This is a genomic window from Vibrio amylolyticus (genome assembly GCF_023145695.1).
Taxonomy (GTDB): Bacteria; Pseudomonadota; Gammaproteobacteria; order Enterobacterales; family Vibrionaceae; genus Vibrio; species Vibrio amylolyticus.
In genome coordinates this window covers 571,457-597,231 of sequence record NZ_JAJHVV010000001.1, presented here as the reverse complement: position 1 = coordinate 597,231, position 25,775 = coordinate 571,457, and the positions used below count along the sequence as shown (strand labels likewise).

General features: G+C 43.7%; 23 protein-coding genes, 1 tRNA gene and 1 riboswitch. Of the genes, 11 read left to right on the top strand and 13 right to left on the bottom strand.

Going from position 1 to position 25,775, the window contains the following annotated elements; genetic code table 11:
- Positions 1 to 10: 10 nt before the first annotated feature.
- From KP803_RS02665 to sucD, 5 genes are all read left to right on the top strand, one after another.
- Entirely contained in the window at positions 11 to 724 is a 714-nt protein-coding gene (locus KP803_RS02665; protein WP_248007277.1) for a succinate dehydrogenase iron-sulfur subunit, read from the top strand.
- Between the two features lie 88 nt (positions 725 to 812).
- Complete coding sequence (sucA, locus tag KP803_RS02660) at positions 813 to 3,638, top strand: 2-oxoglutarate dehydrogenase E1 component (RefSeq protein ID WP_248007276.1); 2,826 nt, start codon at positions 813 to 815, stop codon at positions 3,636 to 3,638.
- 28 nt (positions 3,639 to 3,666) lie between these two features.
- Positions 3,667 to 4,872, top strand: coding sequence for a 2-oxoglutarate dehydrogenase complex dihydrolipoyllysine-residue succinyltransferase (gene odhB / locus KP803_RS02655; RefSeq protein WP_248007275.1), 1,206 nt, complete (start codon positions 3,667 to 3,669; stop codon positions 4,870 to 4,872).
- Between the two features lie 210 nt (positions 4,873 to 5,082).
- A complete protein-coding gene (sucC, locus tag KP803_RS02650; protein ID WP_248007274.1) occupies positions 5,083 to 6,249 on the top strand; it encodes an ADP-forming succinate--CoA ligase subunit beta in 1,167 nt (388 codons plus the stop codon).
- Positions 6,249 to 7,121 (top strand): succinate--CoA ligase subunit alpha, encoded by an 873-nt coding sequence (gene sucD / locus KP803_RS02645; RefSeq protein ID WP_248007273.1) that lies wholly within the window; start codon positions 6,249 to 6,251, stop codon positions 7,119 to 7,121. Before sucC ends, sucD begins: the two co-directional genes overlap by 1 nt.
- Before the next feature lie 83 nt (positions 7,122 to 7,204).
- On the opposite strand, the gene KP803_RS02640 is transcribed toward sucD, so the two are convergent.
- On the bottom strand, positions 7,205 to 8,530 hold the full coding sequence (locus KP803_RS02640; RefSeq protein ID WP_248007272.1) for a Na+/H+ antiporter family protein: 1,326 nt from the start codon (positions 8,528 to 8,530) through the stop codon (positions 7,205 to 7,207).
- A gap of 28 nt (positions 8,531 to 8,558) precedes the next feature.
- Positions 8,559 to 9,206, bottom strand: a complete 648-nt coding sequence (gene rnt, locus KP803_RS02635) for a ribonuclease T (protein WP_248007271.1) — start codon at positions 9,204 to 9,206, stop codon at positions 8,559 to 8,561.
- 184 nt (positions 9,207 to 9,390) lie between these two features.
- Between rnt and motY the strand changes: the two genes are divergently transcribed.
- Complete coding sequence (motY, locus tag KP803_RS02630; protein WP_427916915.1) at positions 9,391 to 10,275, top strand: flagellar protein MotY; 885 nt, start codon at positions 9,391 to 9,393, stop codon at positions 10,273 to 10,275.
- Positions 10,276 to 10,293: 18 nt separating this feature from the next.
- Here motY and KP803_RS02625 read toward each other — a convergent pair whose 3' ends face one another.
- From KP803_RS02625 to KP803_RS02580, 10 genes are all read right to left on the bottom strand, one after another.
- Positions 10,294 to 10,731, bottom strand: a complete 438-nt coding sequence (locus tag KP803_RS02625) for a DUF2753 domain-containing protein (protein WP_248007270.1) — start codon at positions 10,729 to 10,731, stop codon at positions 10,294 to 10,296.
- A gap of 118 nt (positions 10,732 to 10,849) precedes the next feature.
- Entirely contained in the window at positions 10,850 to 11,266 is a 417-nt protein-coding gene (gene gloA / locus KP803_RS02620) for a lactoylglutathione lyase (protein WP_248007269.1), read from the bottom strand.
- Positions 11,267 to 11,275: 9 nt separating this feature from the next.
- Positions 11,276 to 11,917, bottom strand: a complete 642-nt coding sequence (gene nth / locus KP803_RS02615) for an endonuclease III (protein ID WP_248007268.1) — start codon at positions 11,915 to 11,917, stop codon at positions 11,276 to 11,278.
- Positions 11,918 to 11,944: 27 nt separating this feature from the next.
- Positions 11,945 to 12,634: an electron transport complex subunit E gene (locus tag KP803_RS02610; protein ID WP_248007267.1), complete on the bottom strand. Its 690-nt coding sequence runs from the start codon at positions 12,632 to 12,634 to the stop codon at positions 11,945 to 11,947.
- Positions 12,627 to 13,262, bottom strand: coding sequence for an electron transport complex subunit RsxG (gene rsxG / locus KP803_RS02605; protein WP_248007266.1), 636 nt, complete (start codon positions 13,260 to 13,262; stop codon positions 12,627 to 12,629). The genes KP803_RS02610 and rsxG overlap by 8 nt, the downstream gene beginning before the upstream one ends.
- 8 nt (positions 13,263 to 13,270) lie before the next feature.
- Positions 13,271 to 14,317 (bottom strand): electron transport complex subunit RsxD, encoded by a 1,047-nt coding sequence (gene rsxD, locus KP803_RS02600; protein ID WP_248007265.1) that lies wholly within the window; start codon positions 14,315 to 14,317, stop codon positions 13,271 to 13,273.
- Complete coding sequence (gene rsxC, locus KP803_RS02595; RefSeq protein WP_248007264.1) at positions 14,317 to 16,800, bottom strand: electron transport complex subunit RsxC; 2,484 nt, start codon at positions 16,798 to 16,800, stop codon at positions 14,317 to 14,319. The genes rsxD and rsxC overlap by 1 nt, the downstream gene beginning before the upstream one ends.
- Entirely contained in the window at positions 16,797 to 17,393 is a 597-nt protein-coding gene (rsxB, locus tag KP803_RS02590) for an electron transport complex subunit RsxB (protein ID WP_248007263.1), read from the bottom strand. Before rsxB ends, rsxC begins: the two co-directional genes overlap by 4 nt.
- Complete coding sequence (rsxA, locus tag KP803_RS02585; protein WP_248007262.1) at positions 17,393 to 17,974, bottom strand: electron transport complex subunit RsxA; 582 nt, start codon at positions 17,972 to 17,974, stop codon at positions 17,393 to 17,395. Before rsxA ends, rsxB begins: the two co-directional genes overlap by 1 nt.
- A gap of 256 nt (positions 17,975 to 18,230) precedes the next feature.
- A tRNA-Asn gene (locus KP803_RS02580) sits at positions 18,231 to 18,306 on the bottom strand.
- A 568-nt stretch (positions 18,307 to 18,874) separates the two neighbouring features.
- Between KP803_RS02580 and uvrB the strand changes: the two genes are divergently transcribed.
- From uvrB to luxU, 3 genes are all read left to right on the top strand, one after another.
- On the top strand, positions 18,875 to 20,905 hold the full coding sequence (uvrB, locus tag KP803_RS02575) for an excinuclease ABC subunit UvrB (protein ID WP_248007261.1): 2,031 nt from the start codon (positions 18,875 to 18,877) through the stop codon (positions 20,903 to 20,905).
- Between the two features lie 264 nt (positions 20,906 to 21,169).
- Positions 21,170 to 22,558, top strand: coding sequence for a quorum-sensing sigma-54 dependent transcriptional regulator LuxO (gene luxO / locus KP803_RS02570; RefSeq protein ID WP_248007260.1), 1,389 nt, complete (start codon positions 21,170 to 21,172; stop codon positions 22,556 to 22,558).
- A gap of 2 nt (positions 22,559 to 22,560) precedes the next feature.
- Positions 22,561 to 22,902, top strand: a complete 342-nt coding sequence (gene luxU / locus KP803_RS02565; RefSeq protein ID WP_248007259.1) for a quorum-sensing phosphorelay protein LuxU — start codon at positions 22,561 to 22,563, stop codon at positions 22,900 to 22,902.
- A gap of 27 nt (positions 22,903 to 22,929) precedes the next feature.
- Here the strand turns inward: luxU and KP803_RS02560 are convergent, their stop codons facing one another.
- A complete protein-coding gene (locus KP803_RS02560; protein ID WP_248007258.1) occupies positions 22,930 to 23,817 on the bottom strand; it encodes a YvcK family protein in 888 nt (295 codons plus the stop codon).
- A 219-nt stretch (positions 23,818 to 24,036) separates the two neighbouring features.
- Positions 24,037 to 24,200, top strand: a riboswitch (molybdenum cofactor riboswitch).
- On the opposite strand from KP803_RS02560, the gene moaA reads away from it, so the two are divergent.
- Positions 24,189 to 25,178 (top strand): GTP 3',8-cyclase MoaA, encoded by a 990-nt coding sequence (gene moaA / locus KP803_RS02555; RefSeq protein ID WP_248007257.1) that lies wholly within the window; start codon positions 24,189 to 24,191, stop codon positions 25,176 to 25,178. Its footprint overlaps the riboswitch before it by 12 nt.
- A gap of 77 nt (positions 25,179 to 25,255) precedes the next feature.
- Positions 25,256 to 25,768, top strand: a complete 513-nt coding sequence (gene moaB, locus KP803_RS02550; RefSeq protein ID WP_248007256.1) for a molybdenum cofactor biosynthesis protein B — start codon at positions 25,256 to 25,258, stop codon at positions 25,766 to 25,768.
- Positions 25,769 to 25,775: the final 7 nt, after the last annotated feature.

Sequence of the window (25,775 nt, the reverse complement as noted above, 5' to 3'; positions counted from 1 at the left end):
GGACCATATTATGAAATTGAATTTCTCTTTGTACCGCTATAATCCTGATACGGATGATAAGCCGTACATGAAGGATTACGAGCTGGAAGTAGAAGAAGGCTCGGACATGATGCTACTTGATGCGTTGATTTTGCTTAAAGAGCAGGATGCAACGATTTCATTTAGACGCTCATGTCGTGAAGGTGTATGTGGATCCGACGGCCTTAACATGAACGGAAAAAATGGATTAGCGTGTATCACACCGCTATCTGCATTAACCGATCAAAGTAAAATTGTTATCCGTCCGCTTCCTGGTTTACCGGTGGTTAGAGATTTGATCGTAGATATGACGCAGTTTTACGATAACTACTCTAAAGTTAAACCATTCTTAGTGACTGATGGTGATTTGCCACCGTCTCGTGAAAACTTACAAAGCCCAGATGAACGTGCACATCTAGATGGCCTTTACGAGTGCATTATGTGTGCGTGTTGTACGACATCTTGCCCATCGTTTTGGTGGAACCCTGATAAGTTTATTGGCCCTGCTGGGCTGCTTGCTGCCTATCGTTGGTTAATTGATAGCCGTGATACAGCGACAGATGAACGTTTATCGAATCTTGATGATGCATTTAGCGTTTTTCGTTGCCATGGCATCATGAATTGTGTAAGTGTTTGTCCTAAAGGATTAAATCCGACGAAAGCCATTGGTCATATTAAGACCATGTTAGTGAATCGCTCGGTTTAAATGATAAGATTGTCGCCCTCTAGTAGGGCGACGAATACTGGCTCGGTTTAACCGAAGCAAACGTGAAAACTACTGGTTAAGGGAATTTATGCACAACGGCGTGATGAAGGCATGGCTCGAGTCTTCACACTTGGCTGGCGCCAATGCAACTTATGTAGAGGAACTCTACGAAACGTATCTAAGTGATCCCGATCTGGTAAGTGAGGAATGGAGACGTGTATTTGAAGATCTGCCAACGCAATCTTCAGAAGTGGTTGAACAACCACATTCGCGTGTTCGTGAATACTTCCGACGACTCGCTCAAGAGACTAAGCATTACAATGTCCAAGTTAGTGATCCTGATGTCGATGTTAAACAAGTAAAAGTTCTACAGCTTATTAATGCTTTCCGTTTTAGAGGGCATCAAGCTGCAAATTTAGACCCTCTAGGTTTATGGATTAGGCCAGCAGTTGCTGAACTCGATCCATCCTTCCATAATTTAACTGAAGAAGATTTTGACGAAACCTTCAATATCGGTTCTTTTGCTATTGGGCAAGAGACAATGGTTCTTCGAGATCTCTATAAAGCACTGAAGCAGACCTACTGTGGTTCAATCGGCGCTGAATATATGCACATGACTAACACAGAACAAAAACGTTGGATTCAGCAACGTTTGGAATCTGTTTCAGGTCAACCTTCCTTTAATCTTGATGAAAAGCGTGCGTTCCTTGAAGAATTGACTGCTGCTGAAGGTCTGGAGCGCTATCTTGGTGCTAAGTTCCCAGGAGCAAAGCGTTTTTCTCTTGAGGGTGGCGATGCATTAATTCCTATGACGAAAGAGCTCATTCGCCATGCGGGCAGTCAAGGAATGCGTGAAGTCGTTGTTGGTATGGCTCACCGTGGTCGCTTGAACATGTTGGTTAACGTGTTAGGTAAGAAGCCACAAGACCTATTTGACGAATTTGCTGGCAAACATGATGAAACGTGGGGTACAGGTGATGTTAAGTATCACCAAGGCTTCTCTGCCGATTTCGCCACACCGGGTAACGATGTTCACTTAGTGTTGGCGTTTAACCCATCTCACCTAGAAATTGTTAACCCAGTGGTTATCGGTTCTGTGCGTGCTCGTCAAGATCGTTTGGACGATAAAGACGGTAGCATTGTACTGCCAATTACCGTTCACGGTGACTCTGCAATTGCAGGTCAAGGTGTCGTACAAGAGACATTCAACATGTCTCAAACACGTGGCTTCCGCGTTGGTGGTACGATTCGAATCGTGGTGAATAACCAAGTCGGTTTCACAACGTCGAATCCTCGTGATACACGTTCTACGATGTATTGTACCGATATAGCTAAGATGGTTCAGGCACCTATTTTCCACGTTAATGCAGATGATCCAGAAGCGGTTGCTTTTGTCGCACGCCTTGCGTTGGATTACCGTAATGAATTTAAACGCGATGTTGTTATCGAACTTGTTTGTTATCGCCGTCATGGGCATAACGAAGCCGATGAGCCAAATGCAACTCAGCCTTTGATGTATCAAAAAATCAAGAAGCACCCAACACCACGTAAGCTTTATGCCGACGTGCTGATAGATCGTGGTGAGTTTGATATTGAAACAGCGACTGAACTAGTTAATGGTTATCGCGATGCACTTGATCACGGAGAAGTGGTTGTAAAAGAGTGGCGCCCTATGGCACTGCATTCTGTTGACTGGTCTCCGTACCTTGGGCATGACTGGAATATGGAGTGGGACAGCAAGGTCGATATTGAGCGTTTGAAAGAGCTTGGTAACCGAGTTTGTCAGTACCCAGAAAGCCATAAATTACAAAGCCGTGTAAACAAGTTAGTTAATGATCGCGTTGCGATGGTTGGTGGCGAGAAGCGTGTTGATTGGGGTATGGCTGAAACCATGGCCTATGCAACATTAGTTGACGATGGCAAACGTATTCGTATCTCAGGGCAAGACTCTGGTCGCGGTACTTTCTTCCATCGCCATGCGGTATTGCATAATCAAATTGATGCGAGCACCTACGTTCCGCTAAGTAATATTCACGATAAGCAAGGCCCGTTCCAGGTGTATGATTCTGTACTTTCTGAAGCTGCAGTACTGGCATTTGAATATGGTTATGCGACAGCTGAACCTGGTGGTTTAACGTTATGGGAAGCTCAATTTGGTGACTTTGCTAACGGCGCTCAAGTCGTTATTGACCAATTTATTTCCTCAGGTGAGCAGAAGTGGGCACGTTTATGTGGCTTAACAATGCTTCTTCCTCATGGTTATGAAGGTCAGGGGCCAGAGCATTCTTCTGCGCGTTTAGAGCGTTATTTACAGATGTGTGCTGAGCAAAATATGCAAATTGTTGTGCCTTCGACACCTGCTCAGGTTTATCACATGATTCGTCGTCAAGTGGTTCGCCCAATGCGACGTCCACTGATCGTTATGTCACCAAAATCACTATTGCGCCATCCTTTATGTACGTCTTCGTTTGAAGAATTAGCAGAAGGTACGTTCCAGTCAGCGATTGGTGAAATTGATGAGTTAGACGCATCTAAGGTTAAGCAGGTTATATTCTGTTCGGGTAAAGTGTATTTCGACTTACTAGAACAGCGTAGGAACAACGAGCAAGATGACGTGGCTATTGTGCGTATCGAACAACTTTATCCGTTCCCATTAGAAGATGTTCAAGCCGCTATTGCACCTTACTCTAATGCGAAAGAGTTCGTTTGGTGTCAAGAAGAGCCACAAAACCAAGGTGCTTGGTATAGTAGTCAGCATAACTTCTTAGCAGCTATCCCTGCTGACGGTAAGTTACGATATACCGGACGTCCAGCATCAGCTTCACCAGCAGTCGGCTATATGTCGGTGCATTTGAAACAGCAAAAAGCGTTAGTTGAAGACGCTTTGACTATCAATCCTCAAGTTTCGAAATAAGAACTAGAAGTAAAAGGAAGACACTAATATGACTATTGAAATTCTGGTTCCAGACTTACCTGAATCAGTAGCGGACGCAACAGTAGCGACTTGGCACAAAAAGCCAGGTGAAGCCGTTGAGCGCGACGAAGTAATCGTTGATATTGAAACAGATAAAGTTGTTCTAGAAGTACCAGCGCCTGAAGCTGGTGTTCTAGAAGCTATTATCGAAGACGAGGGTGCTACGGTATTGTCAAAGCAGCTCATCGCGAAACTGAAGCCAGGCGCGGTTGCCGGAGAGCCAACGGTAGACACAACAGATGACAAAGAAGCGTCACCTGATAAACGCCACAAAGCCTCGTTAACAGAAGAGAGTAATGATGCGCTTAGCCCTGCCGTTCGTCGACTTCTTGCTGAGAACAGCCTTGAAGCATCGCAAGTGAAAGGTACGGGTGTTGGTGGCCGTATTACTCGTGAAGATATTGATGCGCATCTAGCCGCAGCTAAGTCTGTACCGGCTGAAAGTGAAGAGCCAGTAGCTGCGCCTGCTGCAGCTCGCAGCCAGAAACGCGTTCCAATGACTCGCCTACGTAAGACAGTTGCTAACCGTCTTCTAGAAGCGAAGAACAGCACGGCAATGCTCACTACGTTCAACGAAGTGAACATGAAGCCTATTATGGACCTGCGTAAGCAGTACCAAGAGCAGTTCGAAAAGCGTCATGACACTCGTTTAGGCTTTATGTCGTTCTACGTTAAAGCAGTTACTGAGGCGTTAAAACGTTACCCAGAAGTGAATGCTTCTATCGATGGTACTGATATCGTTTACCATAACTATTTCGACATTAGCATGGCAGTTTCAACGCCACGTGGTCTTGTTACACCAGTCCTAAAAGACTGTGACACGCTAGGCTTTGCTGATATTGAAAAAGGCATCAAAGAGTTAGCAATTAAGGGCCGTGACGGCAAGTTAACCGTTGATGAGCTAATTGGTGGCAACTTCACTATCACTAACGGTGGTGTATTTGGTTCACTTATGTCAACGCCAATTATTAACCCACCACAAGCTGCGATTCTTGGTATGCATAAAATCCAAGACCGTCCAATGGCTGTGAATGGTAAAGTTGAAATACTACCAATGATGTACCTTGCGTTGTCATACGACCACCGTTTAATCGATGGCCGTGAATCTGTTGGTTTCCTTGTGACAATTAAAGAGTTACTAGAAGATCCTGCACGTCTGTTATTAGACGTTTAGTATCGCTAAAACGTCGAGTTAACCTTGTTAGCTCGACGGTGATAGTTTCAAAGGCTAGACTCGCTCAACGGTTTAGCCTTCATTTAAGTCGTTTATTATTGCCCAAATAGAACACGATTTATTTGAGAAGACCCTACAGACGTTTCGCGATATACAGCGACGTTACGGAAATAATAAATCCCTTTAGGGATAAACAAATGGAATAACAAAATGAATTTGCATGAATATCAAGCCAAACAGCTGTTTGCAGAATTCGGTTTGCCTGTACCAGAAGGCTTCGCATGTGATACTGCTCAAGAAGCTTTCGAAGCTGCTGGCCGTATTAGCACGGAAAAGAAAGTCGTTAAGTGTCAAGTACACGCAGGTGGACGTGGTAAAGCAGGTGGTGTAGAGCTACATGACACTAAAGAAGGTGTTAAAGAGTTCGCACAAAAATGGCTTGGTAAAAACCTAGTTACATTCCAAACTGACGCTAATGGTCAACCTGTAACGAAGATCCTAGTCGAAGAAGCATCGAACATTGCTAACGAACTTTACCTAGGTGCGGTTGTTGACCGCGCAACTCGTAAAATCGTATTCATGGCGTCAACTGAAGGCGGTGTGGACATTGAGAAAATCGCTGAAGAAACGCCAGAGCTGATTCATCAATCAGCGATCGACCCGCTTGTTGGCCCTCAGGCTTACCAAGGTCGTGAACTTGCATTTAAACTGGGCCTGAAAGGCGATCAAATCAAGCAGTTTGTTAAGATCTTCTTGGGTCTTGGCAACATGTTCTCTCAGTACGATCTTGCTCTTCTAGAAATCAATCCACTTGTTGTTACAGCAGAAGGTGACCTTCTTTGTCTTGACGGCAAGATTAACATTGACTCAAACGCAATGTACCGTCAGCCAAAACTTCGTGAAATGCACGATCCTTCACAAGAAGACGTGCGCGAAGCTCACGCAGCTCAGTGGGAACTGAACTACGTAGCACTTGATGGTAACGTTGGCTGTATGGTTAACGGTGCGGGCCTTGCAATGGGTACGATGGATATCGTAAACCTTCATGGTGGTAAACCAGCTAACTTCCTTGATGTAGGTGGCGGCGCGACAAAAGAACGTGTAGCAGAAGCATTCAAGATCATCCTTTCTGATGACAACGTTAAAGCCGTACTTGTAAACATCTTTGGCGGTATCGTTCGTTGTGACATGATCGCAGAAGGTATCATCGGTGCTGTTAAAGAAGTTGGCGTTGCTGTTCCTGTTGTTGTTCGTTTAGAAGGTACTAACGCAGACCTAGGTCGCGAAGTTCTTGCTAATTCTGATGTTGATATCATTGCAGCTGAGTCTCTAACTGACGCTGCTCAAAAAGTTGTTGCTGCTGCGGAGGCGAAATAATGTCTGTACTAATTAATAAAGACACTAAAGTGATCTGTCAGGGCTTCACTGGTGGGCAAGGTACATTCCACTCTGAGCAAGCTATTGCTTACGGTACTCAGATGGTTGGTGGTGTTTCTCCTGGTAAAGGTGGTCAAACACACTTAGGCCTTCCTGTATTTAACACAGTACGTGACGCTGTAGAAGCAACGGGCGCTACTGCGACTGTTATCTACGTACCAGCTCCATTCTGTAAAGACGCAATCCTAGAAGCGATTGATGCTGGCATTGAGCTTATTGTAACGATCACCGAAGGTATCCCTACAACGGATATGATTGATGTGAAAGTTAAGCTAGAAGAGACTGGCGCTGTTATGATCGGTCCAAACTGTCCGGGTGTTATCACTCCGGATGAGTGTAAGATTGGTATCATGCCTGGTCATATCCACAAGAAAGGTAAAGTTGGTATCGTATCTCGTTCAGGGACATTAACTTACGAAGCGGTTAAGCAGACGACAGATGAAGGTTTCGGCCAATCTACGTGTGTTGGTATCGGTGGCGACCCTATCCCAGGTTCGAACTTCATTGATATCCTAAAACTTTTCCAAGAAGATCCTGAGACTGAAGCAATTGTAATGATTGGTGAGATCGGTGGTACTGCGGAAGAAGAAGCGGCAGAGTTCATTAAAGCGAACGTAACTAAGCCAGTTGTTTCTTACATTGCGGGGGTGACGGCTCCTCCTGGTAAGCGTATGGGTCATGCTGGCGCAATTATCTCTGGTGGTAAAGGTACCGCTGAAGATAAGTTTGCAGCACTTGAAGAAGCGGGCGTTAAGACTGTTAAGTCACTAGCGGAGATCGGTAAAGGTCTACGTGAAGTAACGGGTTGGTAAGCTAACCTAACCTAACTTAATAAAAAACCGAGCAGCGATGCTCGGTTTTTTTGTATTTGTTGCTTTTATATTTTCGGGCTAGATTAAAGAACCATTGCCGCTATCCAACCAAAAATGATCAATGGAATGTTGTAGTGGATAAATGTAGGTACTACCGTTTCCCAGATGTGTTCGTGTTGCCCATCAGCGTTTAAGCCTGAGGTTGGTCCTAGCGTTGAGTCTGAAGCCGGAGAACCCGCATCACCAAGCGCCGCTGCAGTACCAACAAGTGCAATAGTTGCCATTGGAGAGAAACCAAATGCCGCTGCTAATGGTACATAGATAGTCGCAAGAATCGGAATCGTAGAGAACGAAGAGCCAATACCCATGGTGACAAGTAAGCCAACAATCAGCATCAGTAGAGCAGCGAGAGGTTTATTGTCGCCAATCGTTGTTGATAGGGCTTCAACGAGTGATTCAACACCACCAGTCTCTTTCATTACGGCAGCGAAACCAGCGGCAGCAATCATGATGAAACCTATCATTGCCATCATATGAACGCCTTTAGTGAAGACATCTTGCGTCTCTTTCCAAGCAATTACGCCACCAAAAGTGAACACCATAAAGCCAGCAAGAGCGCCAATGATCATTGAACCTGTAGAAAGCTGTACAGCAAGAGCGACAACAATACCAACACAAGCAACGAGAATGCTCTTCTTATGAATGCTTTTTGGTTCTTCATTAACGTGAGTTAATTCGGTTTCTTTGTACTCACGAGGTTTTCTATAGGTAAATAGAATGGCACTTAAAAGACCAAATACCATACCTAACGCAGGTAGAATCATTGCTGTTGGTACTTGTGAAGCAACAACACCTTCTAAACCGTTGTCATGCAAGTTTTTAAGCAGGATATTGTTTAGGAAAATGCCACCAAAGCCGATTGGCAAAATCATATAAGGGGTCACTAAGCCAAATGTTAGAACACACGCTATCATGCGGCGATCCATCTTTAGCTTTGCAAACACGCCTAATAGAGGTGGGATTAAAATTGGGATAAAGGCGATATGTACAGGAATCACGTTTTGAGATGACATTGTGACTAAGATAAGCGATGCCAATACCGCGTATTTTAGCCCAGTGGTCGCACTTCCATTTTCTTTGCCATGGATACGTTTTATCACGTTTTGAGCAAGAAGATCGGTAATACCAGATTTTGAGATAGCGACAGCGAAAGTACCAAGCATAGCGTAGCTTAATGCAATCGTTGCACCGCCACCTAAACCACTTTCAAAAGCAGAAACTGCGTCATTTAAACTCATGCCAGATACAAGACCGCCAACAATGGCACTGAATGTCAAAGCAACAACGACATTCACGCGCATTAAAGCGAGTATCAACATGATACAGACAGAAATTACAACAGGGTTCATAGTTTTCTCGGTTAGTTGTGTTTGTTTTCTAATTATCGTTATCAATAAGTGGCCAGCCGCCTAAGGCTTTCCATTTATTGACTATGCCACAAAAAAGCTCAGCTGTTTTTTCAGTATCGTATAGCGCTGAGTGTGCTTCTTTGTTGTCAAATTCCATCCCTGCTGTTTTACACGCTTTAGCCAGAACGGTCTGACCGTAAGCGAGGCCACTTAGTGCGGCGGTATCAAACGTTGCAAATGGGTGGAATGGGACTCTTTTAAGCTTGCTGCGCTCGCTGGCAGCCATAACGAAGTTATGATCAAACGTCGCGTTGTGAGCAACGATAATTGCACGGCTGCAATTGGCGTCTTTTTGCTCTTTGCGAACAAGCTTGTAAATCTCTTTTAGGGCATGCTCTTCTGAAACAGCAGCTCTTAACGGGCTGAACGGATCGATGATGCCGTTGAACTCGAGAGCGGCCTTTTCAAGGTTAGCGCCTTCAAAAGGTTCGATGTGGAAATGAATTGTTGAGGCAGGGTGTAGATCACCGTGTTCGTCCATCTTTAAGGTAATAGCGCAAATTTCTAACAACGCATCGGTTTCTGAATTAAATCCTGCAGTTTCAACATCAATAACAACAGGAAAATACCCACGAAAACGTTTATTTAGAGCTAACATTTCATTCTGTACGGTCATAATTAATTTGGCTAGATGAACAAGCCGTGCATTATTGCAGATTCTCGCTACGAGCAAAACCGAAGATTTAATAATGAAGCGGAAATTACCCTCTATGTTTGGCTAGATTTTTGCATTAACAATTGTAGAAATTGACAGCGGCAATGACTCGCCGTCACTTAGCAGTTTGAAGAGATCAGTACATATGAAGAAGTGGGCCGCGTTTAGCGCAGTATTATTGACCAATATAATGGTTTCTCCAACGGTGTTTGCCTTGGATAAGCGCTATGTTGCGACGCCAATTCAGTCTACATGGCAGATGGTGGCAAATACGCCATTAGAGTGCCGATTAGTCCACCCAATCCCTAACTACGGCGATGCAGAGTTTTCCTCTAGGGCGAGTAAAAAAATCATTCTAGATTTTGAATTGAAAATGCGCAGACCAATGGGAGAAACTCGTGATGTGAGCTTAGTTTCGCTTCCTCCTTCATGGAGACCGGGCGAAAGTGCTGAGCGTATTACCAATATAAAGTTCTTTAAGCAGTTTGATGGCTATATTGGCGGTCAGACAGCGTGGGGGATTTTAGGCGAGCTTGAAAAAGGTCGTTACCCAACTTTCAGTTATCAAGATTGGCAAAGTCGTGACCAAAGAATTGAAGTTGCGTTGTCATCTGTATTGTTTCAACAGAAATACAATGTATTTAGTGATTGTATCGCGAACTTACTGCCATACAGCTTCGAAGATATCGCGTTTACCATACTTCACTATGACCGCAGCAGTGTTCAGTTAAACAAGGCGTCAAGAAAACGCTTGGCACAGATCGCGGAGTATATCCGTCACAATCAAGATATTGATCTTGTTTTGGTCTCAACTTATACGGACTCTGTTGATACTAGAAGCGTGAGTCAAAACTTATCTGAGCAACGGGCAGAAGTATTACGAGACTATTTCGAGTCTCTTGGACTTCCTGAAGATAGGATTCAAGTTCAAGGTTATGGTAAGCGCCGTCCTGTCGCCGATAATTCTTCTCCGATCGGTAAAGATAAAAACCGTCGTGTTGTTATTTCATTAGGACGCACACAAGTATAGTGATCAATGTCCAAATCACTAGTTGAGTTTAAACATCGATATAAGGTTACAGTTAGTCGCTGAGTCTAGGTGGCTAACTTGTTTTGCTATGTATGGGTTAGGGTGACGCTTCAAAAACTCTATAAGCGCTTTTTTACAGCAGCCAAGTGAGTCGATATAGGAGTCGCATTGGCTGTTTGCACATTGTGGAACTAAAGATAGGACTTTTTCAGATGCGAGCTGTAAGTACTTTAATTCGTATTTTTCATCTCCCATAGTACGCCAGAACTTTGCCATATTGTGACAAGAGATCACAGAGACAATCAGCCGATCTTCAATGTCGATATCTTCAGAGTGCGTGAGGTCTTCACTGATCGTTAAGGCTTGTTGATAATGCAAAATACTTCTCAAGCTATCGCTTTGCTGCATCGCAATATCGGCAAGCAGAGTATGCTTTTCCCAATTTGTTACACTCATTAAACTTCCCCATAAATGCTTTAAATAAAAATGAGAATTATTATTAACATCGAGAAGCAAAAAAGGCAACACATGGCTGCCTTTTTATAGATTATTCTTAAACCTTATCACCTAAACTTTAGCTACCTAAACCTTCTGATGCTTGCTTACGTTGAATCAGCTCGATCATGTAACCATCAGGATCTTTGACAAAAGCAATCTCAGTAGTACCACCTTTCACTGGGCCTGCTTCACGAGTTACGATACCGCCAGCGGCTTTAATGGCGTCACAAGTAGAATAGACATCCTCTACGCCAATAGCGATATGACCAAAAGCGTTCCCTAGGTCATACTCAGTAGTTCCCCAATTGTAAGTAAGTTCAATCACTGAACCTTGGGATTCATCACCATAGCCGACGAAGGCTAATGTATATTCATACTCTTTATTTTCATTGGTTCTTAGTAAGGTCATGCCCATTACTTTAGTGTAGAACTCAATAGATTTATCTAAGTTTCCAACACGTAGCATCGTGTGAAGAACTCTTCCGTTTGACATTATAGGCTCCTAGCTTTCTGGGTATACTTTTTCTTTGAATTCACACAGGTCTTCTATCATGCAGCTTCCACAGCGTGGTTTTCGCGCAATGCAAGTGTAGCGACCGTGCAATATTAACCAGTGATGCACATCGACTTTAAACTCTTTAGGCACAACTTTAAGCAGTTTTTGCTCAACATCATCGACCGTTTTGCCCATCGCAAACTTAGTACGATTTGAGACTCGATAAATATGGGTATCGACAGCGATGGTTGGCCAGCCAAATGCGGTATTAAGAACGACATTAGCGGTTTTTCGACCAACGCCAGGAAGCGCTTCTAAGGCCTCTCGGTTCTCTGGTATTTCGCTATTGTGAAGTTCGACGAGCAATCGACATGTCTTAATGACGTTCTCTGCTTTTGAATTAAATAGACCAATTGTTTTTATATACTCTTTTACTCCGTCTACGCCTAGATCGAGAATCGACTGTGGCGTATTGGCGACAGGATAAAGTTTGTCAGTGGCTTTATTGACACTGACATCGGTCGCTTGCGCTGAAAGTAAGACAGCGATAAGCAGCTCAAAAGGTGTGCTCCAGTTAAGCTCGGTTTCTGGTTTTGGATTGTTGTCTCTTAGTCGCTCTAAAATGACTAGCCGTTTGTCTTTATTCATTATTTTGTCACTTAATTAACGCCTGATTTAGTTTGTTACCCGCGCACGCTCAATTGCTTCTTTTTTAGCTTTAGGCTGTCGAGATTTAATTTGGGTATCGATAACATTTTTGATCGCAATGATGAATCCTACCCCGATAAAAGCTCCTGGAGGAAGAAGGGCAAGTAAGAAGCTATTATCAAATTGAAAGACTTCGATTCTTAGTGACTGAGCCCAATCGCCTAACAAAATATCAGCACCATCGAAGAGAGTACCGTTACCAAGTACTTCGCGCATTGCACCAAGGAGTACGAGAACCGCTGTCATACCAAGCCCCATCCAGAGCCCATCAAGAGCAGAGGGTAATACTTCGTTCTTAGAGGCAAAGGCCTCTGCACGACCAATAATGACACAGTTAGTTACGATAAGAGGAATGAAAATACCCAGTGACAAATAAAGGCCATAAGTATAGGCATTCATTAGCAATTGAACGCAGGTGACCAGTGAGGCGATGATCATTACAAAAACAGGTATACGTACTTCTTTTGGTACGTAATCTCTTACTAGAGAGACGATAACGTTGGAACCGACCAAAACAAGCAGAGTTGCGATGCCTAGCCCTAGCGCATTGGTTACTGTCGATGAAACGGCTAATAATGGACAAAGCCCAAGCAGTTGAACGAGAGCTGGGTTATTATCCCAAAGGCCATTCTTCAATAGTGATTTATGGTCACTCATTAGAGCCTCCACAGTTGAATTCTTGATCGATGAGCTGCTGTTTATTTTGATTTACAAAGTTAACCGCATTTTTCACTGCGCCAACAACGGCTCTTGGTGTAATGGTTGCGCCGGTGAACTGATCAAATTGCCCACCGTCTTTACGTACATTCCAGCTTCCCAAGTTTGATTCAGTCACTGTTTTTCCAGTAAAACTCAATATCCAGTCACTGACACGTAAATCAATTTTGTCACCAAGCCCTGGTGTTTCTTGATGGGAGAGTACACGAGTGCCAGTAATGTAACCTTGCTGGTTAATACCAACAATGATTCTAATCGTGCCGTTGTACCCATCTGGGGCTATCGCTTCAATAGCTATAGCACTTGGCTCATCATTTAATGTAGCAAAATAAGCCGGCATTGGATCGTTAGTACCAAGGGAGGCATTGGATACTAAACTACAAGATTGATAAAGGTCATTATCGTGAAGATCATGCGGAATCACCTGATTGAGTGTAGAAAGAAGTTGAGCCTTTTCTTGAAGGTGAATTCGATCTTTTGTCAAATAATGAGTAACCGCTACAAGCCCAGTTGAAGCACAAGCAAAAATAGCCAGTGTGAGTCCGTTTTTACGAATAGCCGCGAGCATAACTTCCCTTAGTGTCCGTAGGTACGTGGTTTGGTGTAGTAGTCGATCATAGGTACACACATATTAGCGAGTAAAATAGCGAAAGCGACACCATCAGGAAAACCACCCCAGCTTCGAATAACAAAGACTAAAGCGCCAATAAAGGCACCAAAAATTAGGCGACCTTTCACTGTCGTTGAAGCAGACACAGGGTCGGTGGCGATGAAGAATGCTCCTAACATAGTAGCCCCTGATAATAGGTGTAGAATTGGGCTTGCCGTCTCTCCTGGTGTTATGACAGAGAAAACAGTACTAACCAGTAAGAGACTGGCGAGAAAAGCCACGGGAATATGCCAATTAATCACTCGTAGTTTAATTAGAAGAAGCCCTCCAGCGAGATAAGCGAGGTTGACCCATTCCCATCCGATTCCAGCTAGACCATCAAATTGAGGCTGCTGCATGGCTTCTGATGCCGTGCTACCAGCGTGCAGTGCGGATTTATAAGCGTCTAAAGGTGTCGCCATTGTTACGCCGTCAATGCCAGTTCTAATCTGAGCAAGAGAAAGACCTTCATGATTGAAGCCACTAAAAATCAGTGAGAAAGCGTCAACAAAGTGAACAGGGTCTTGGCTTAATTGGATAGGAGCAACCCATGAAGTCATCTGTACCGGAAAAGAGATAAGTAGTACGACATACGCGACCATCGCTGGATTGAATATATTTTGGCCGATCCCACCATATAAGTGCTTCGCTATAACAACCGCAAAAATAAGTCCAACCACGATAACCCACCAAGGTGAATAGGGTGGAATAGCGATGGCTAATAACCACGCAGTTACTAAAACACTGTAATCGCGAAGACCAGAAATAGGGTGACGCTTTCTAATTAGCAAAACGGCGGTTTCAAGGAGTAGCGCAACAACGATCCCCAGAATCAGTTGGATAATGGTGCCCCAACCGAAATAGTAACTCTGAGCGATAAGGCCAGGTAATGCAGCAATCATCACCCATTTCATGAGCTCGGGAGTGCTTTTTTTACTATGAGCGTGTGGGGAGCTGGTAATAAAAAAGGCCACTAGTTTTTCTCCTTGGTATTATCTTGTGGTTCTGATGCTAGTGCCTCTTGCTTTGCTTTACGTGCTTTAGCTCTGGCAATCGCAGCAGCAACTGCCGCTTTTTTCGGGTCGTCGTTTACAGGTTCAGTTGGCTCACTGCTAGGTGCATCAGCTGATGCTTCCTGTTTGGCTTTTCGTGCTTTCGCTCTGGCTATCGCAGCAGCGACAGCGGCCTTTTTAGGATCGTCGTTTACAGATTCAGTTGCCTCACTGTTAGGTGTCTCATCTGATGCTTCCTGCTTGGCTTTTCGTGCTTTCGCTCTGGCAATCGCAGCAGCAACGGCGGCTTTTTTCGGATCGTCGTTGACAGGCTCAGTTGGCTCACTGTTAGGTGTCTCATCTGATGCTTCCTGTTTGGCTTTTCGTGCTTTAGCTCTGGCAATCGCAGCAGCAACGGCGGCTTTTTTAGGATCGTCGTTGACAGGTTCAGCTGACTCACTGCTAGGAGCATCATCTGATGTTTCCTGTTTGGCTTTTCGTGCTTTGGCTCTAGCAATCGCAGCAGCAACGGCTGCTTTTTTAGGATCGTCGTTGACAGGTTCAGCAGGCTCACTGTTAGGTGATATATCTGATGTTTCCTGTTTAGCTTTCCGTGCTTTAGCTCTAGCTACTGCCGCGGCAATTGCTGCTTTCTTTGGATCTTTCTCTGTTACACCTTCAATGATGTCAGCATTATTGGCATCTTGTGAATCTGTTGATGGAGTGGCTTCATTTACATTTTGCTGTTGACGCTTTTCATCGCGAGCACGTTGTTTTCTTTCTGCTCTTAATCTACTCATTTCTGAGTTATCAGGCTCAGTAACCGGCTCTTTACCTTGTGCTTGTGCTTGTTTGGCTTTTGCTCTTGCAATAGCGGCAGCTACGGCAGGTTTTATCTCTTTATTTCCTGCATTACTTTCCGCGGATTCTTTTTGTGCTTTAACTCGTGCAATCGCTGCAGCGACAGCGTCATCGCCGCCTTTCTGCTTCATCTCACTTCTACGATTGTCAGCCGCTTTTTTAAATTTGTTTTCTCGTTCAGCTTTTGCTCGTTCAAGGCGTGCATTTTTCTCTTCAAACCGTTGACGAGCACGTTCTGCGGCTTGCGCTTCTTCTTTGCGCGAACGAATCTCTGCTTTGGCTTGACGATAATAATGAACGAGTGGAATTTCACTTGGACATACGTAAGCACAAGCGCCACATTCAATACAATCTTGCAGATTAAGTTCGGTACACTTATCAAACTCTTCTGCCTTGGCATGCCACTGTAGCTGCTGAGGAAGTAAAGAAGACGGGCAAACCTCGGCACACTGACTGCATCGAATACAAGCCATTTCGTATTGATTTGCGGGCAGTTCATTGGCACTTGGTGCTAATAAGCAGTTGCTGGTCTTGGTAATTGGAATATTGCTATGAGGTAGCGTGTAACCCATCATAGGACCACCCATAATAATTCGGGGGTTCTTTCTCTGCGCTTTGTATTCGAACTGTTCAACTAGGTGTTTAACGCTTGTCCCAAAGAGTGCCCATACATTTCTGGGCTGAGAAAAACACTGTCCAGTCAAAGTAACGAGTCGCTGGATAAGAGGTTCGCCATGACATATTGCACGTTTTATTGCATACATTGAGGCAACGTTCTGCACCAACATGCCAATCTCAGCGGGAATCCCCCCTTTAGGAACTTCTTGATTAGTCAGAAGCTTGATCAGCTGCTTTTCACCACCCGAAGGAAATTTAGTTGGAATAACTCGAATAACGATGTCTTTATCTTTGGCCGCGAGCTCGAGTGCCTTAATGGCTTCTGGTTTATTGTCCTCAATGGCAATAATCGTCAGTTTCGGTGCCAATATATGGTCGACGATGTCAATGCCGATCATTATTTCATCGGCGTAATGCTGCATGAGAACATCGTCAGAGGTGATAAACGGTTCACACTCGGCCGCATTGATAATCAGAATCTCGGTTTTGGAGAGCCCTGATTGAATCTTCTTTGCCGTTGGAAATCCAGCGCCGCCCATTCCGGAAATACCCGCAAGGCGGATATGTTCCATTAACGTTTCAGCGGATTCCGATCGGAAGTCTTCGATGATGTTCTTATCACACCAATTCTCATGACCATCAGGAGAGATGACGATACACGTTTCACTCAGCCCAGAAGGGTGATTCGTTGCTCTAGGTTCAATCGCGGTAATGACACCAGACGTTGGTGCATGAACAGGCAGCATCATACTTGTGTTGTATTGAGTAAGCGGTTGGCCTTTTAAAACCTTATCGCCACTGTTGACGATCAAATCCCCCGCTTTACCTATGTGTTGCTTGATAGGTACAACAAGTTCATTAGGTAGCGCTGCCCAAACAGGTGGTAGTTGATTAGATTGAGTTTTGTTCTCTTGCGGGTGAATACCCCCATGGAAATCCCACAGCTTACCTGTTTTGATTTGCTCAATTAACGATGGTGTGTTCATGACTGCTTCCCTTCAAGGCTTTCTGGTTGGGAAGTTGCGTCGGTAATATCGACGACTGGAATCGAATTCATTTGCCATTTCCAGTTTTCAGTGGTTTGGGCGAGAGGGATCATTTCAATGCAGTCAGTTGGGCAGGGAGCGACACATAAATCACAGCCTGTGCATTCATCTTTTATAACGGTGTGTAAAGCTTTAGTCCCGCCAACAATAGCGTCAACAGGGCAGGCTTGAATACACTTGGTACAGCCAATACACATATCTTCATGGATATAAGCAACGGTTTTAATGGTGTTTTCTAAATCATGAGCTGATTCTTCTACATCGACTCCCAATAGGTCAGCCAGTTTTTCTATCGTTGCTTGGCCTCCGGGAGGACATTTATTAATACTATCGCCATTTGCGATAGCTTCTGCGTACGGACGACAGCCAGGGTAACCACATTGGCCACATTGAGTTTGAGGAAGAATACCGTCGATTTGTTCAACAATCGGATCCGCTTCAACTTTGAACTTGATCGATGCGAAACCTAAGATTGCACCAAACAGCGCCGCAAGTGCGACGAGAGCGAGAACAGCAATAACAATGGTCGTCATTATAGCTTCACCAAACCAGTAAAGCCCATAAAGGCCAGTGACATTAAGCCCGCTGTTATCATCGCTATTGAAGCGCCTTTAAACGGCCCTGGTACATCCGCGGCAGCAATGCGTTCACGCATAGAGGCAAATAAGATCAAAACAAGTGAGAACCCTGCTGCTGCGCCAAACCCATAAATGATAGATTCAATGAACGTATGGTTTTCGATGATATTAAGTAGAGCCACACCAAGCACCGCACAGTTGGTGGTGATCAAAGGTAAGAAAATACCAAGTAGTCGATAGAGTGTTGGACTTGTTTTATGAACAACCATCTCAGTAAATTGAACGACAACGGCGATCACTAAGATGAAACTCATGGTTCTAAGGTACTCAATACCTAATGGAGCGAGTAGATAGGTTTCCACAAGGTACGAGGATACAGAGGCAAGCGTCAGCACAAAAGTGGTCGCCAAGCCCATACCAATTGCGGTTTCAAGTTTCTTTGAAACGCCCATGAAAGGGCATAAGCCCAAAAACTTTACCAGTACAAAGTTATTGACGAGTACAGTACCAATCAACAACAAAAAATATTCGGTCATAATTATATGTATTTGAAATTCCGATCCTAATATTATCGTGCTTTGCTAGGCTAATAACAACTGACGATCAGTAAGGTTTTAAGGAATTTGAGTAAAAACTTAATGAATTGATGATTATAGCGAGAGGACGCGTTATTAAACTATCGATTTAATGCAGTGAAAACTTAACTTTCAGTTAACGGTTGAATAGTATTGATAGCGAAAATCTTGCCATAAAAACGGAAAAGGCCCAGTCAAAAGACTGGGCCTTAAAATTTGGCTCCCCTTGCAAGACTTGAACTTGCGACATACGGATTAACAGTCCGCCGTTCTACCAACTGAACTAAAGGGGAATTGCTGTAAAGCGGGGCGAATATTAACGATAGCTTTTTAAGGTGTCAACTCTTTGAATAGAGAAAATGCCAAAATTTTTTAATGAATTATTCTTTACTTTCTCGTACACCTTGCTGTTATTGGGCTTGATTTACTTATCCACTAAATTTGTGGATAAGTGTGTTAATTACTCGGTAGAACAACGTTTAGTAAGATTGATTAGATAAAATACTCTAACATTTTCGTATTTATAAATTTCGCTAATGCTTTGTATTTTATAGGGAATTAATAAAAGTAGAAACGAGGTGTTGATTAGCGCTACTGAGCAGAGAAAATAAAATATAGGTAATTTTAGTCAAAAATGGGGAAATCGTGTGAATAAATATGGCGCATTTTCAAGGGGGATCTTGAAGTAGGGCGAAAGATAGTAACAAAGTCCGATTGAAATAGCTAGGTGGAATCCTACACATATTGATTCTTTATAAGGATCTAAATCCAGAAATAGAGATGAACTTAAATAATTTCATTGCAGGTGTATATATATACAGCAATAATGAAGGTTATGCGATGTATTGTAGTGAGGGAAAGATGAGTAAAGTGTTTAATTTAAAGTCTGATTACCAACCAGCAGGCGATCAGCCAACGGCTATTAAGCAGCTACTTGATGGATTAGATTCAGGGTTGGCTCATCAAACTCTACTTGGTGTAACAGGCTCAGGAAAGACATTTACTTTGGCCAATGTCATTGCTGAGGCTCAGCGACCGGCTATTTTATTAGCGCCTAACAAAACGCTAGCTGCTCAGTTATATGGAGAGATGAAATCCTTTTTTCCAAATAACTCAGTAGAGTACTTTGTTTCTTACTACGACTACTATCAGCCAGAGGCGTATGTGCCCACGACCGATACCTTCATAGAGAAGGATTCATCGGTGAATAAACATATTGAGCAGATGCGGTTATCGGCCACTAAGGCGCTCTTAGAAAGAAAAGACGCCATCATTGTCGCTTCGGTCTCTGCTATCTACGGGCTAGGTGACCCTCAATCTTATCTGAAAATGATGCTTCACGTTACGCGTGGCGATGTGATAAATCAACGCGATATCTTACGCCGTTTAGCGGAACTGCAATACTCACGTAACGATGTCGCGTTTGAACGTGGTCAGTTTCGCGTTCGTGGGGAAGTGATTGATATTTTCCCTGCCGAATCCGAGCAAGATGCTGTTCGCCTTGAGATGTTTGATGATGAAATTGATTGTATCAGTGTTTTTGACCCATTAACGGGGGCTGTAAAACAGCGAGATCTTGCTCGTTATACGATTTACCCTAAAACACACTATGTCACACCCAGAGATCGTATTTTAGATGCGATTGAACATATCAAGGTGGATTTGAAAGAGCGTCAAACCTACTTAATGGACAACAATAAGTTGCTTGAAGAGCAGCGTATTAGCCAACGAACACAGTTTGACTTGGAAATGATGAATGAGTTGGGTTTCTGCTCGGGCATTGAGAATTACTCGCGGTATCTCAGTGGACGAAAAGAGGGTGAGCCGCCACCTACATTGTTTGATTACTTGCCAGATAATGGTGTGCTTATCATTGATGAGTCACATGTTACCGTTCCACAAATTGGCGCTATGTTCAAAGGCGACCGTTCTCGTAAGGAAACATTAGTTGAGTTTGGTTTTCGTCTGCCTTCAGCTCTGGATAATCGTCCGCTTAAATTTGAAGAATTTGAGTCCTTAGCCCCACAAACGATTTTTGTTTCTGCGACCCCTGGTAACTATGAGTTAGAAAAGTCAGCGGATGATATTGCTGACCAAGTCGTGAGACCAACAGGGTTACTCGATCCCTTATTGGAAGTGAGGCCCGTTGCGACACAGGTCGATGATCTTCTGTCTGAGATCAGGATAAGAGAGAAAAAAGATGAAAGGGTACTGGTCACAACGCTGACCAAACGAATGGCAGAAGACTTAACTGAGTACCTGACTGAGCATGATGTGAAAGTTCGATACCTTCACTCCGATATTGATACGGTTGAGCGTGTTGAAATCATTCGAGACTTGCGCCTTGGTGAGTTTGATGTGTTAGTGGGCATTAACTTACTTCGAGAAGGTTTAGATATGCCGGAAGTTTCGTTAGTCGCTATTTTGGATGCTGATAAAGAGGGCTTTTTACGTTCTGAACGGTCGCTGATTCAAACGATTGGTCGTGCGGCGAGAAACCTCGAAGGTAAGGCAATCCTTTATGGTGACCGTATTACTAAGTCGATGAAGAAAGCGATGGATGAAACCAATCGTCGCCGTGAAAAACAACAAGCGCATAACCTCAAACTGGGTATCGTTCCACAAGCTCTCAAACGCAATGTAAAAGATATTATGGAAATTGGCGATATTGCCAAAACAAAAAATCAACGCAAGGGCAAGCAGGTGCCGTTGTCTAAGGTTGCGGAACCCTCTAAGGCATACACTGTTTTGACCCCCCAAGAGCTTGATAAAGAAATTGTTAAACTTGAAGGTCAAATGTACCAGCACGCGCAAGATCTTGAATTTGAACTAGCGGCTCAAAAAAGAGATGAGATAGAGAAGCTACGTCAGCAGTTTATAACAAACAGTTGATGTCTAAGGCAGATAAACAAAAAATAGCCAATAGATAATTGAAGGTCTATTGGCTGTAATTTGTGGACATTGAATCCACTAACAACGTCAGTTGGCTAGGTGACCCATTCAGGTCATAGTTACAGATGCATCAATTACGCCATATGAAATTGGAGAATATCGCACAAAATATACCCATTTAGGGTTGTATTTATTGATGTTATTTGCAAATTGCAACTCGCAATGCGATCATTTATAAAAATGCAAATGATTATTGGCTAGGTTATGCAGCAACTGTCAGATGTACATAAATCAAAATATCTATTGATGGTAGAAGATACCGCGTCCGTTGCGGCCTTGTACCGTTCTTACCTTACTCCGCTTGGTCTCGACATTAATATTGTTGGGACGGGTAGAGATGCCATTGATAGCTTAAAAAATCGAACACCCGATTTAATCCTTCTCGACTTACGACTACCTGATATGACGGGTATGGATGTATTAGAGAGTGTAAAACAGAGTCATCCAGATGTGCCTGTGATTTTCATGACTGCGCACGGCTCCATAGATACCGCCGTTGAAGCTATGCGTTTAGGCGCCCAAGACTTCCTTATCAAACCTTGTGAAGCGGATCGACTGCGTGTCACTGTCAATAACGCTATTCGCAAAGCAAGCAAGTTAAAAAATAAAGATGATTATCCTGGCAATCAAAACTATCAAGGCTTTATTGGTAGTAGCTTAACGATGCAAGCGGTTTATCGCACTATAGATTCTGCAGCCATGAGTAAAGCGAGTATCTTTATCACGGGTGAAAGTGGAACGGGTAAAGAGGTTTGTGCTGAAGCTATTCACGCTGCGAGTAAGCGAGGAGATAAACCATTCATTGCCATAAACTGTGCTGCGATCCCTAAAGATCTGATTGAAAGTGAACTCTTTGGGCACGTAAAAGGTGCATTTACTGGTGCCGCTACCGATAGGCAAGGTGCGGCAGAGCTTGCTGATGGAGGCACTCTGTTTCTCGATGAGCTGTGTGAAATGGATCTCGACTTGCAGACCAAACTGCTACGCTTTATCCAGACGGGTACATTCCAAAAGGTCGGCTCTTCAAAAATGAAAAGTGTGGATGTCCGTTTCGTTTGTGCAACCAACCGCGACCCATGGAAAGAGGTACAAGAAGGACGATTTAGAGAAGATCTTTATTATCGCTTGTACGTGATCCCATTGCATCTTCCGCCATTAAGAGAGCGTGGTGAAGATGTGATTGAAATTGCTTATTCTCTATTGGGCTTTATGTCAAATGAAGAAGGTAAGGGCTTTGTTCGTTTATCTCCGGAAGTGGTAGAGCGATTTAACCGTTATGAGTGGCCAGGAAACGTTAGGCAGTTACAGAATATATTGCGTAACGTGGTAGTACTAAATAACGGGAAAGAGATAAATCTGGATATGTTACCTCCGCCGCTAAACCTACCGACAGAGAATCAAATTCGAGTCGAGAAAACGGTAAAAGAGAGTCTGTCGGTTCATGAGATCTTCCCTTTATGGCAGACGGAAAAAACGGCCATTGAGCAAGCGATTGAAGCATGCGAGGGCAATATTCCTCGGGCTGCTGGCTATTTAGATGTCAGTCCTTCGACTATCTATAGAAAGTTGCAAGCATGGGGTAATGGAAAATAGCGATGGATATCTTAAACAAAGAAAAAATAGAGCGTCTTTCCAACGAGATTGGGGCTGATAATCTACCCGTGTTGCTCGATATCTTTCTCAGTGAATTGAGCTTGTATAAAAAGACCCTTTTGGAAGATGAAACGGTTGATAAAGAGAAGTACTTAAGGGAAATAAGCCATGCTTTAAAAAGCAGTGCGGCGAGTTTCGGTGCCGATAGGCTTTGTCACGTTTCCATTGATATGGATGCTCGAATTAAAGCTGGGGAAGCGCTTAACCCTGTGGCGGATTTAGAAAAAATGGTTCAACACCTAGAAGAGACCAGAGAGACGTATCAAGCTCTGGTCGCTAAGTAGTTGCGTCATTAGAGTATCTACGCCGTTTTATTTAAGTAGGTTTTCAATGGCCGATTGGAGTTTACTTCTGTCATGTCGCCAATCTCTATTTGGCGATGCAAGTTCAGTGGTCAAGCAGTGCCACTCTTGGTCAATCTCTGGATGAGGCGTATCACCGAGTACGACGTCTATTTTTCTTCCTTGGCAGGCCCGTTCACACCATTCCAATTTCTGTTTGAGGCTCATGCGTCCTGCTGGGCCATATTCAGGTGACAAGTTTTCAACGAAAACCAATTTCGCTTTTGTATTATTAGCAATCGCTTTACCGACTTCAGGAAGCAATAATGGCGGCATAATACTCGTTAAAAAGCTTCCTGGCCCTAATACGATGCAGTCAGACTCGTCAATGGCCGTAACGCCTTCTTTTGTCGCTGGAACTTCTGGAGAGAGATCTAAACGCATAAGGTCATCAGGCATCTCATCCACATTGGTTTCACCCGTTACCCATTTACCTTCAACGGAAAGGGCGGTTAGGTCTGACGGATGCTCAGACATTGGAACAATATTGACATCAACTTTAAGCATATTACGAATCAGTTGAATGGCTTCAAAAGGCCGAACAGACAGGTTGTCTAATGCGGTAAGCATTAAATTTCCCAAGTTATGCCCATCAAGCTCTCCCGCGCCTTTAAAGCGGTACTCAAACATCATTGAACTGATGGAAGGGTCGGTGATCAACTGGTTAATACAGTTTCGTGTATCTCCCCAAGCAATACCGCCTTGGCAATGACGAATTCGCCCCGTGGATCCCCCATTATCTGTGGTGGTCACAATTCCTGTTGCGTTAGACCCAAAGTCTTTAAGTGCAGCAAGCATACGACCTAATCCGTGTCCGCCTCCAATGGCAACCACTTTTTTAGATGAGTATAGAGTCATGAAGTTCTTCTTAATTGTAGGGCGGTAGAATAATTATCAGCGCTTTCACTATACAAGTTAGTCGCTGTGTCTATTAATTTAGTGTAATTCCGCCCTTTTAAATACTCAATAGTGGGTAATTTGTGGGGTGAGCAAAATTTTTTGACCGCTAGGGTAGAATCGTATCAAAATATTAAGTATTTTATTAAATAGCTACCATTGAATGTGAATCAGCATTAATGGTTGCCATAACTCCGAGCTCATTTCGCTAAGTTCCCGTCTTTGGTTAATACCTTGTATGTCGGTAAGGATAGGCGCAATGAGCCAGTGACAAGTTGTCACCAGGGCTGAATTAGAAATGATTCCGCCTCCCGTATTTGGAAAGGTGTTCCATGGCGCAACAATTCGAAGATAAATTTAACCGTAAGTTTTATTACTTGCGGTTATCCGTTACAGATGTCTGTAACTTCAAGTGTACCTACTGTTTACCTGATGGCTATAAGCCTTCGGGGCAGAAAAACTCGTCTTTTTTAACCGTCCCTGAAGTGAAACGAGTGGTTTCCGCATTTGCTGAATGTGGAACATCCAAAGTTCGCATCACCGGTGGTGAACCTAGCTTACGTAAAGACTTCATAGATATTATCGATACTGTCTCCTCGACCTCTGGAATCCAAAAGGTAGCGACGACGACGAATGGCTATCGTATGGAGAAGCAGGTTGCTGATTGGAAACAAGCGGGTCTGACGCATATCAATGTGAGTCTAGATAGTCTCGACCCTAGAATGTTCCATCAAATAACTGGTGAGAATAAATTCACTCAAGTCATGGCGGGTATCGACCGCGCCTTTGAAGTGGGATACGAGCAAGTTAAAGTCAATGTCGTTTTGATGAAAGATCTTAACTCTCAAGAACTGCCAAACTTCCTTAATTGGATTAAAGATCGTCCGATTCAATTGCGTTTTATCGAACTGATGCAAACGGGAGAAATGGATGATCTGTTTCACAAACATCATGTATCTGGTGTTGCGATACGTAATCAGCTCATTGCCAACGGCTGGATATTAAAAGTCCGTGCTGTCAATGACGGTCCAGCGCAAGTTTTTGTTCATCCTGATTATCAGGGAGAAATTGGCCTTATCATGCCGTATGAGAAAAGCTTCTGTGAAAGCTGCAACCGATTAAGAGTGTCGGCTCGAGGTAAGCTTCATATGTGCTTATTTGGTGATCACGGCGTTGAGTTAAGAGATCTTTTGCAAAATGATCTGCAGCAAAACGCGTTGATGGAACGTATTTCACAACAACTTCAGAATAAATCTCAAAGCCATTTCTTACATGATGGCAATTCAGGAATTACTCCTCATTTAGCGTCTATTGGTGGCTAGTATGCCTCCGGCTGTGATTGATCATGGCCGGGACACCTTTAAGACGTCGGATTAAAATTTATCAAATAGGTGAATAAATGGGTCACGCAGAAAGCAAATTTCAAGCAGCGAACATTGCTGTTTTAACGGTTTCAGATACACGTACTGAAGAGAACGACACATCGGGCGGCTACTTAGCAGAACAAGCGAAAGAAGCGGGTCATAATGTTATCGATAAGCAAATTGTAATCGATGATATGTATAAAATCCGTGCAATCGTTTCTCAGTGGATTGCCGATGAGAAAGTACAAGCAGTCGTTATTACTGGTGGTACAGGTTTTACTTCTCGTGACAGTACGCCTGAAGCACTAGTACCGTTGTTCGATAAGCAAGTTGAAGGCTTCGGCGAGCTTTTCCGTACGGTTTCTTATGAAGAGATCGGTACGTCAACGATTCAATCTCGCGCGATTGCAGGCTTTGCTAATCATACGGTTATCTTTGCTATGCCAGGTTCAACAGGGGCTTGCCGTACCGCGTGGACCAAAATAATTAAACAGCAGTTAGACGCAAGTCATCGCCCTTGTAACTTCATGCCACATTTATCGGTATAAGGGCAGA

Excerpts from the sequence above, each read along its gene's own strand:
- sucA (WP_248007276.1), top strand. The coding sequence starts at position 813 with ATGCACAACGGCGTGATGAAGGCATGGCTCGAGTCTTCACACTTGGCT.
- KP803_RS02625 (WP_248007270.1), bottom strand. The coding sequence starts at position 10,731 with ATGAGTGTAACAAATTGGGAAAAGCATACTCTGCTTGCCGATATTGCG.
- motY (WP_427916915.1), top strand. The coding sequence starts at position 9,391 with ATGAAGAAGTGGGCCGCGTTTAGCGCAGTATTATTGACCAATATAATG.
- sucC (WP_248007274.1), top strand. The coding sequence starts at position 5,083 with ATGAATTTGCATGAATATCAAGCCAAACAGCTGTTTGCAGAATTCGGT.
- rsxC (WP_248007264.1), bottom strand. The coding sequence starts at position 16,800 with ATGAACACACCATCGTTAATTGAGCAAATCAAAACAGGTAAGCTGTGG.
- rnt (WP_248007271.1), bottom strand. The coding sequence starts at position 9,206 with ATGACCGTACAGAATGAAATGTTAGCTCTAAATAAACGTTTTCGTGGG.
- KP803_RS02665 (WP_248007277.1), top strand. The coding sequence starts at position 11 with ATGAAATTGAATTTCTCTTTGTACCGCTATAATCCTGATACGGATGAT.
- luxO (WP_248007260.1), top strand. The coding sequence starts at position 21,170 with ATGCAGCAACTGTCAGATGTACATAAATCAAAATATCTATTGATGGTA.
- moaA (WP_248007257.1), top strand. The coding sequence starts at position 24,189 with ATGGCGCAACAATTCGAAGATAAATTTAACCGTAAGTTTTATTACTTG.
- KP803_RS02560 (WP_248007258.1), bottom strand. The coding sequence starts at position 23,817 with ATGACTCTATACTCATCTAAAAAAGTGGTTGCCATTGGAGGCGGACAC.
- odhB (WP_248007275.1), top strand. The coding sequence starts at position 3,667 with ATGACTATTGAAATTCTGGTTCCAGACTTACCTGAATCAGTAGCGGAC.
- rsxA (WP_248007262.1), bottom strand. The coding sequence starts at position 17,974 with ATGACCGAATATTTTTTGTTGTTGATTGGTACTGTACTCGTCAATAAC.
- rsxG (WP_248007266.1), bottom strand. The coding sequence starts at position 13,262 with ATGCTCGCGGCTATTCGTAAAAACGGACTCACACTGGCTATTTTTGCT.
- nth (WP_248007268.1), bottom strand. The coding sequence starts at position 11,917 with ATGAATAAAGACAAACGGCTAGTCATTTTAGAGCGACTAAGAGACAAC.
- KP803_RS02610 (WP_248007267.1), bottom strand. The coding sequence starts at position 12,634 with ATGAGTGACCATAAATCACTATTGAAGAATGGCCTTTGGGATAATAAC.
- gloA (WP_248007269.1), bottom strand. The coding sequence starts at position 11,266 with ATGTCAAACGGAAGAGTTCTTCACACGATGCTACGTGTTGGAAACTTA.
- KP803_RS02640 (WP_248007272.1), bottom strand. The coding sequence starts at position 8,530 with ATGAACCCTGTTGTAATTTCTGTCTGTATCATGTTGATACTCGCTTTA.
- luxU (WP_248007259.1), top strand. The coding sequence starts at position 22,561 with ATGGATATCTTAAACAAAGAAAAAATAGAGCGTCTTTCCAACGAGATT.
- rsxB (WP_248007263.1), bottom strand. The coding sequence starts at position 17,393 with ATGACGACCATTGTTATTGCTGTTCTCGCTCTCGTCGCACTTGCGGCG.
- sucD (WP_248007273.1), top strand. The coding sequence starts at position 6,249 with ATGTCTGTACTAATTAATAAAGACACTAAAGTGATCTGTCAGGGCTTC.
- uvrB (WP_248007261.1), top strand. The coding sequence starts at position 18,875 with ATGAGTAAAGTGTTTAATTTAAAGTCTGATTACCAACCAGCAGGCGAT.
- moaB (WP_248007256.1), top strand. The coding sequence starts at position 25,256 with ATGGGTCACGCAGAAAGCAAATTTCAAGCAGCGAACATTGCTGTTTTA.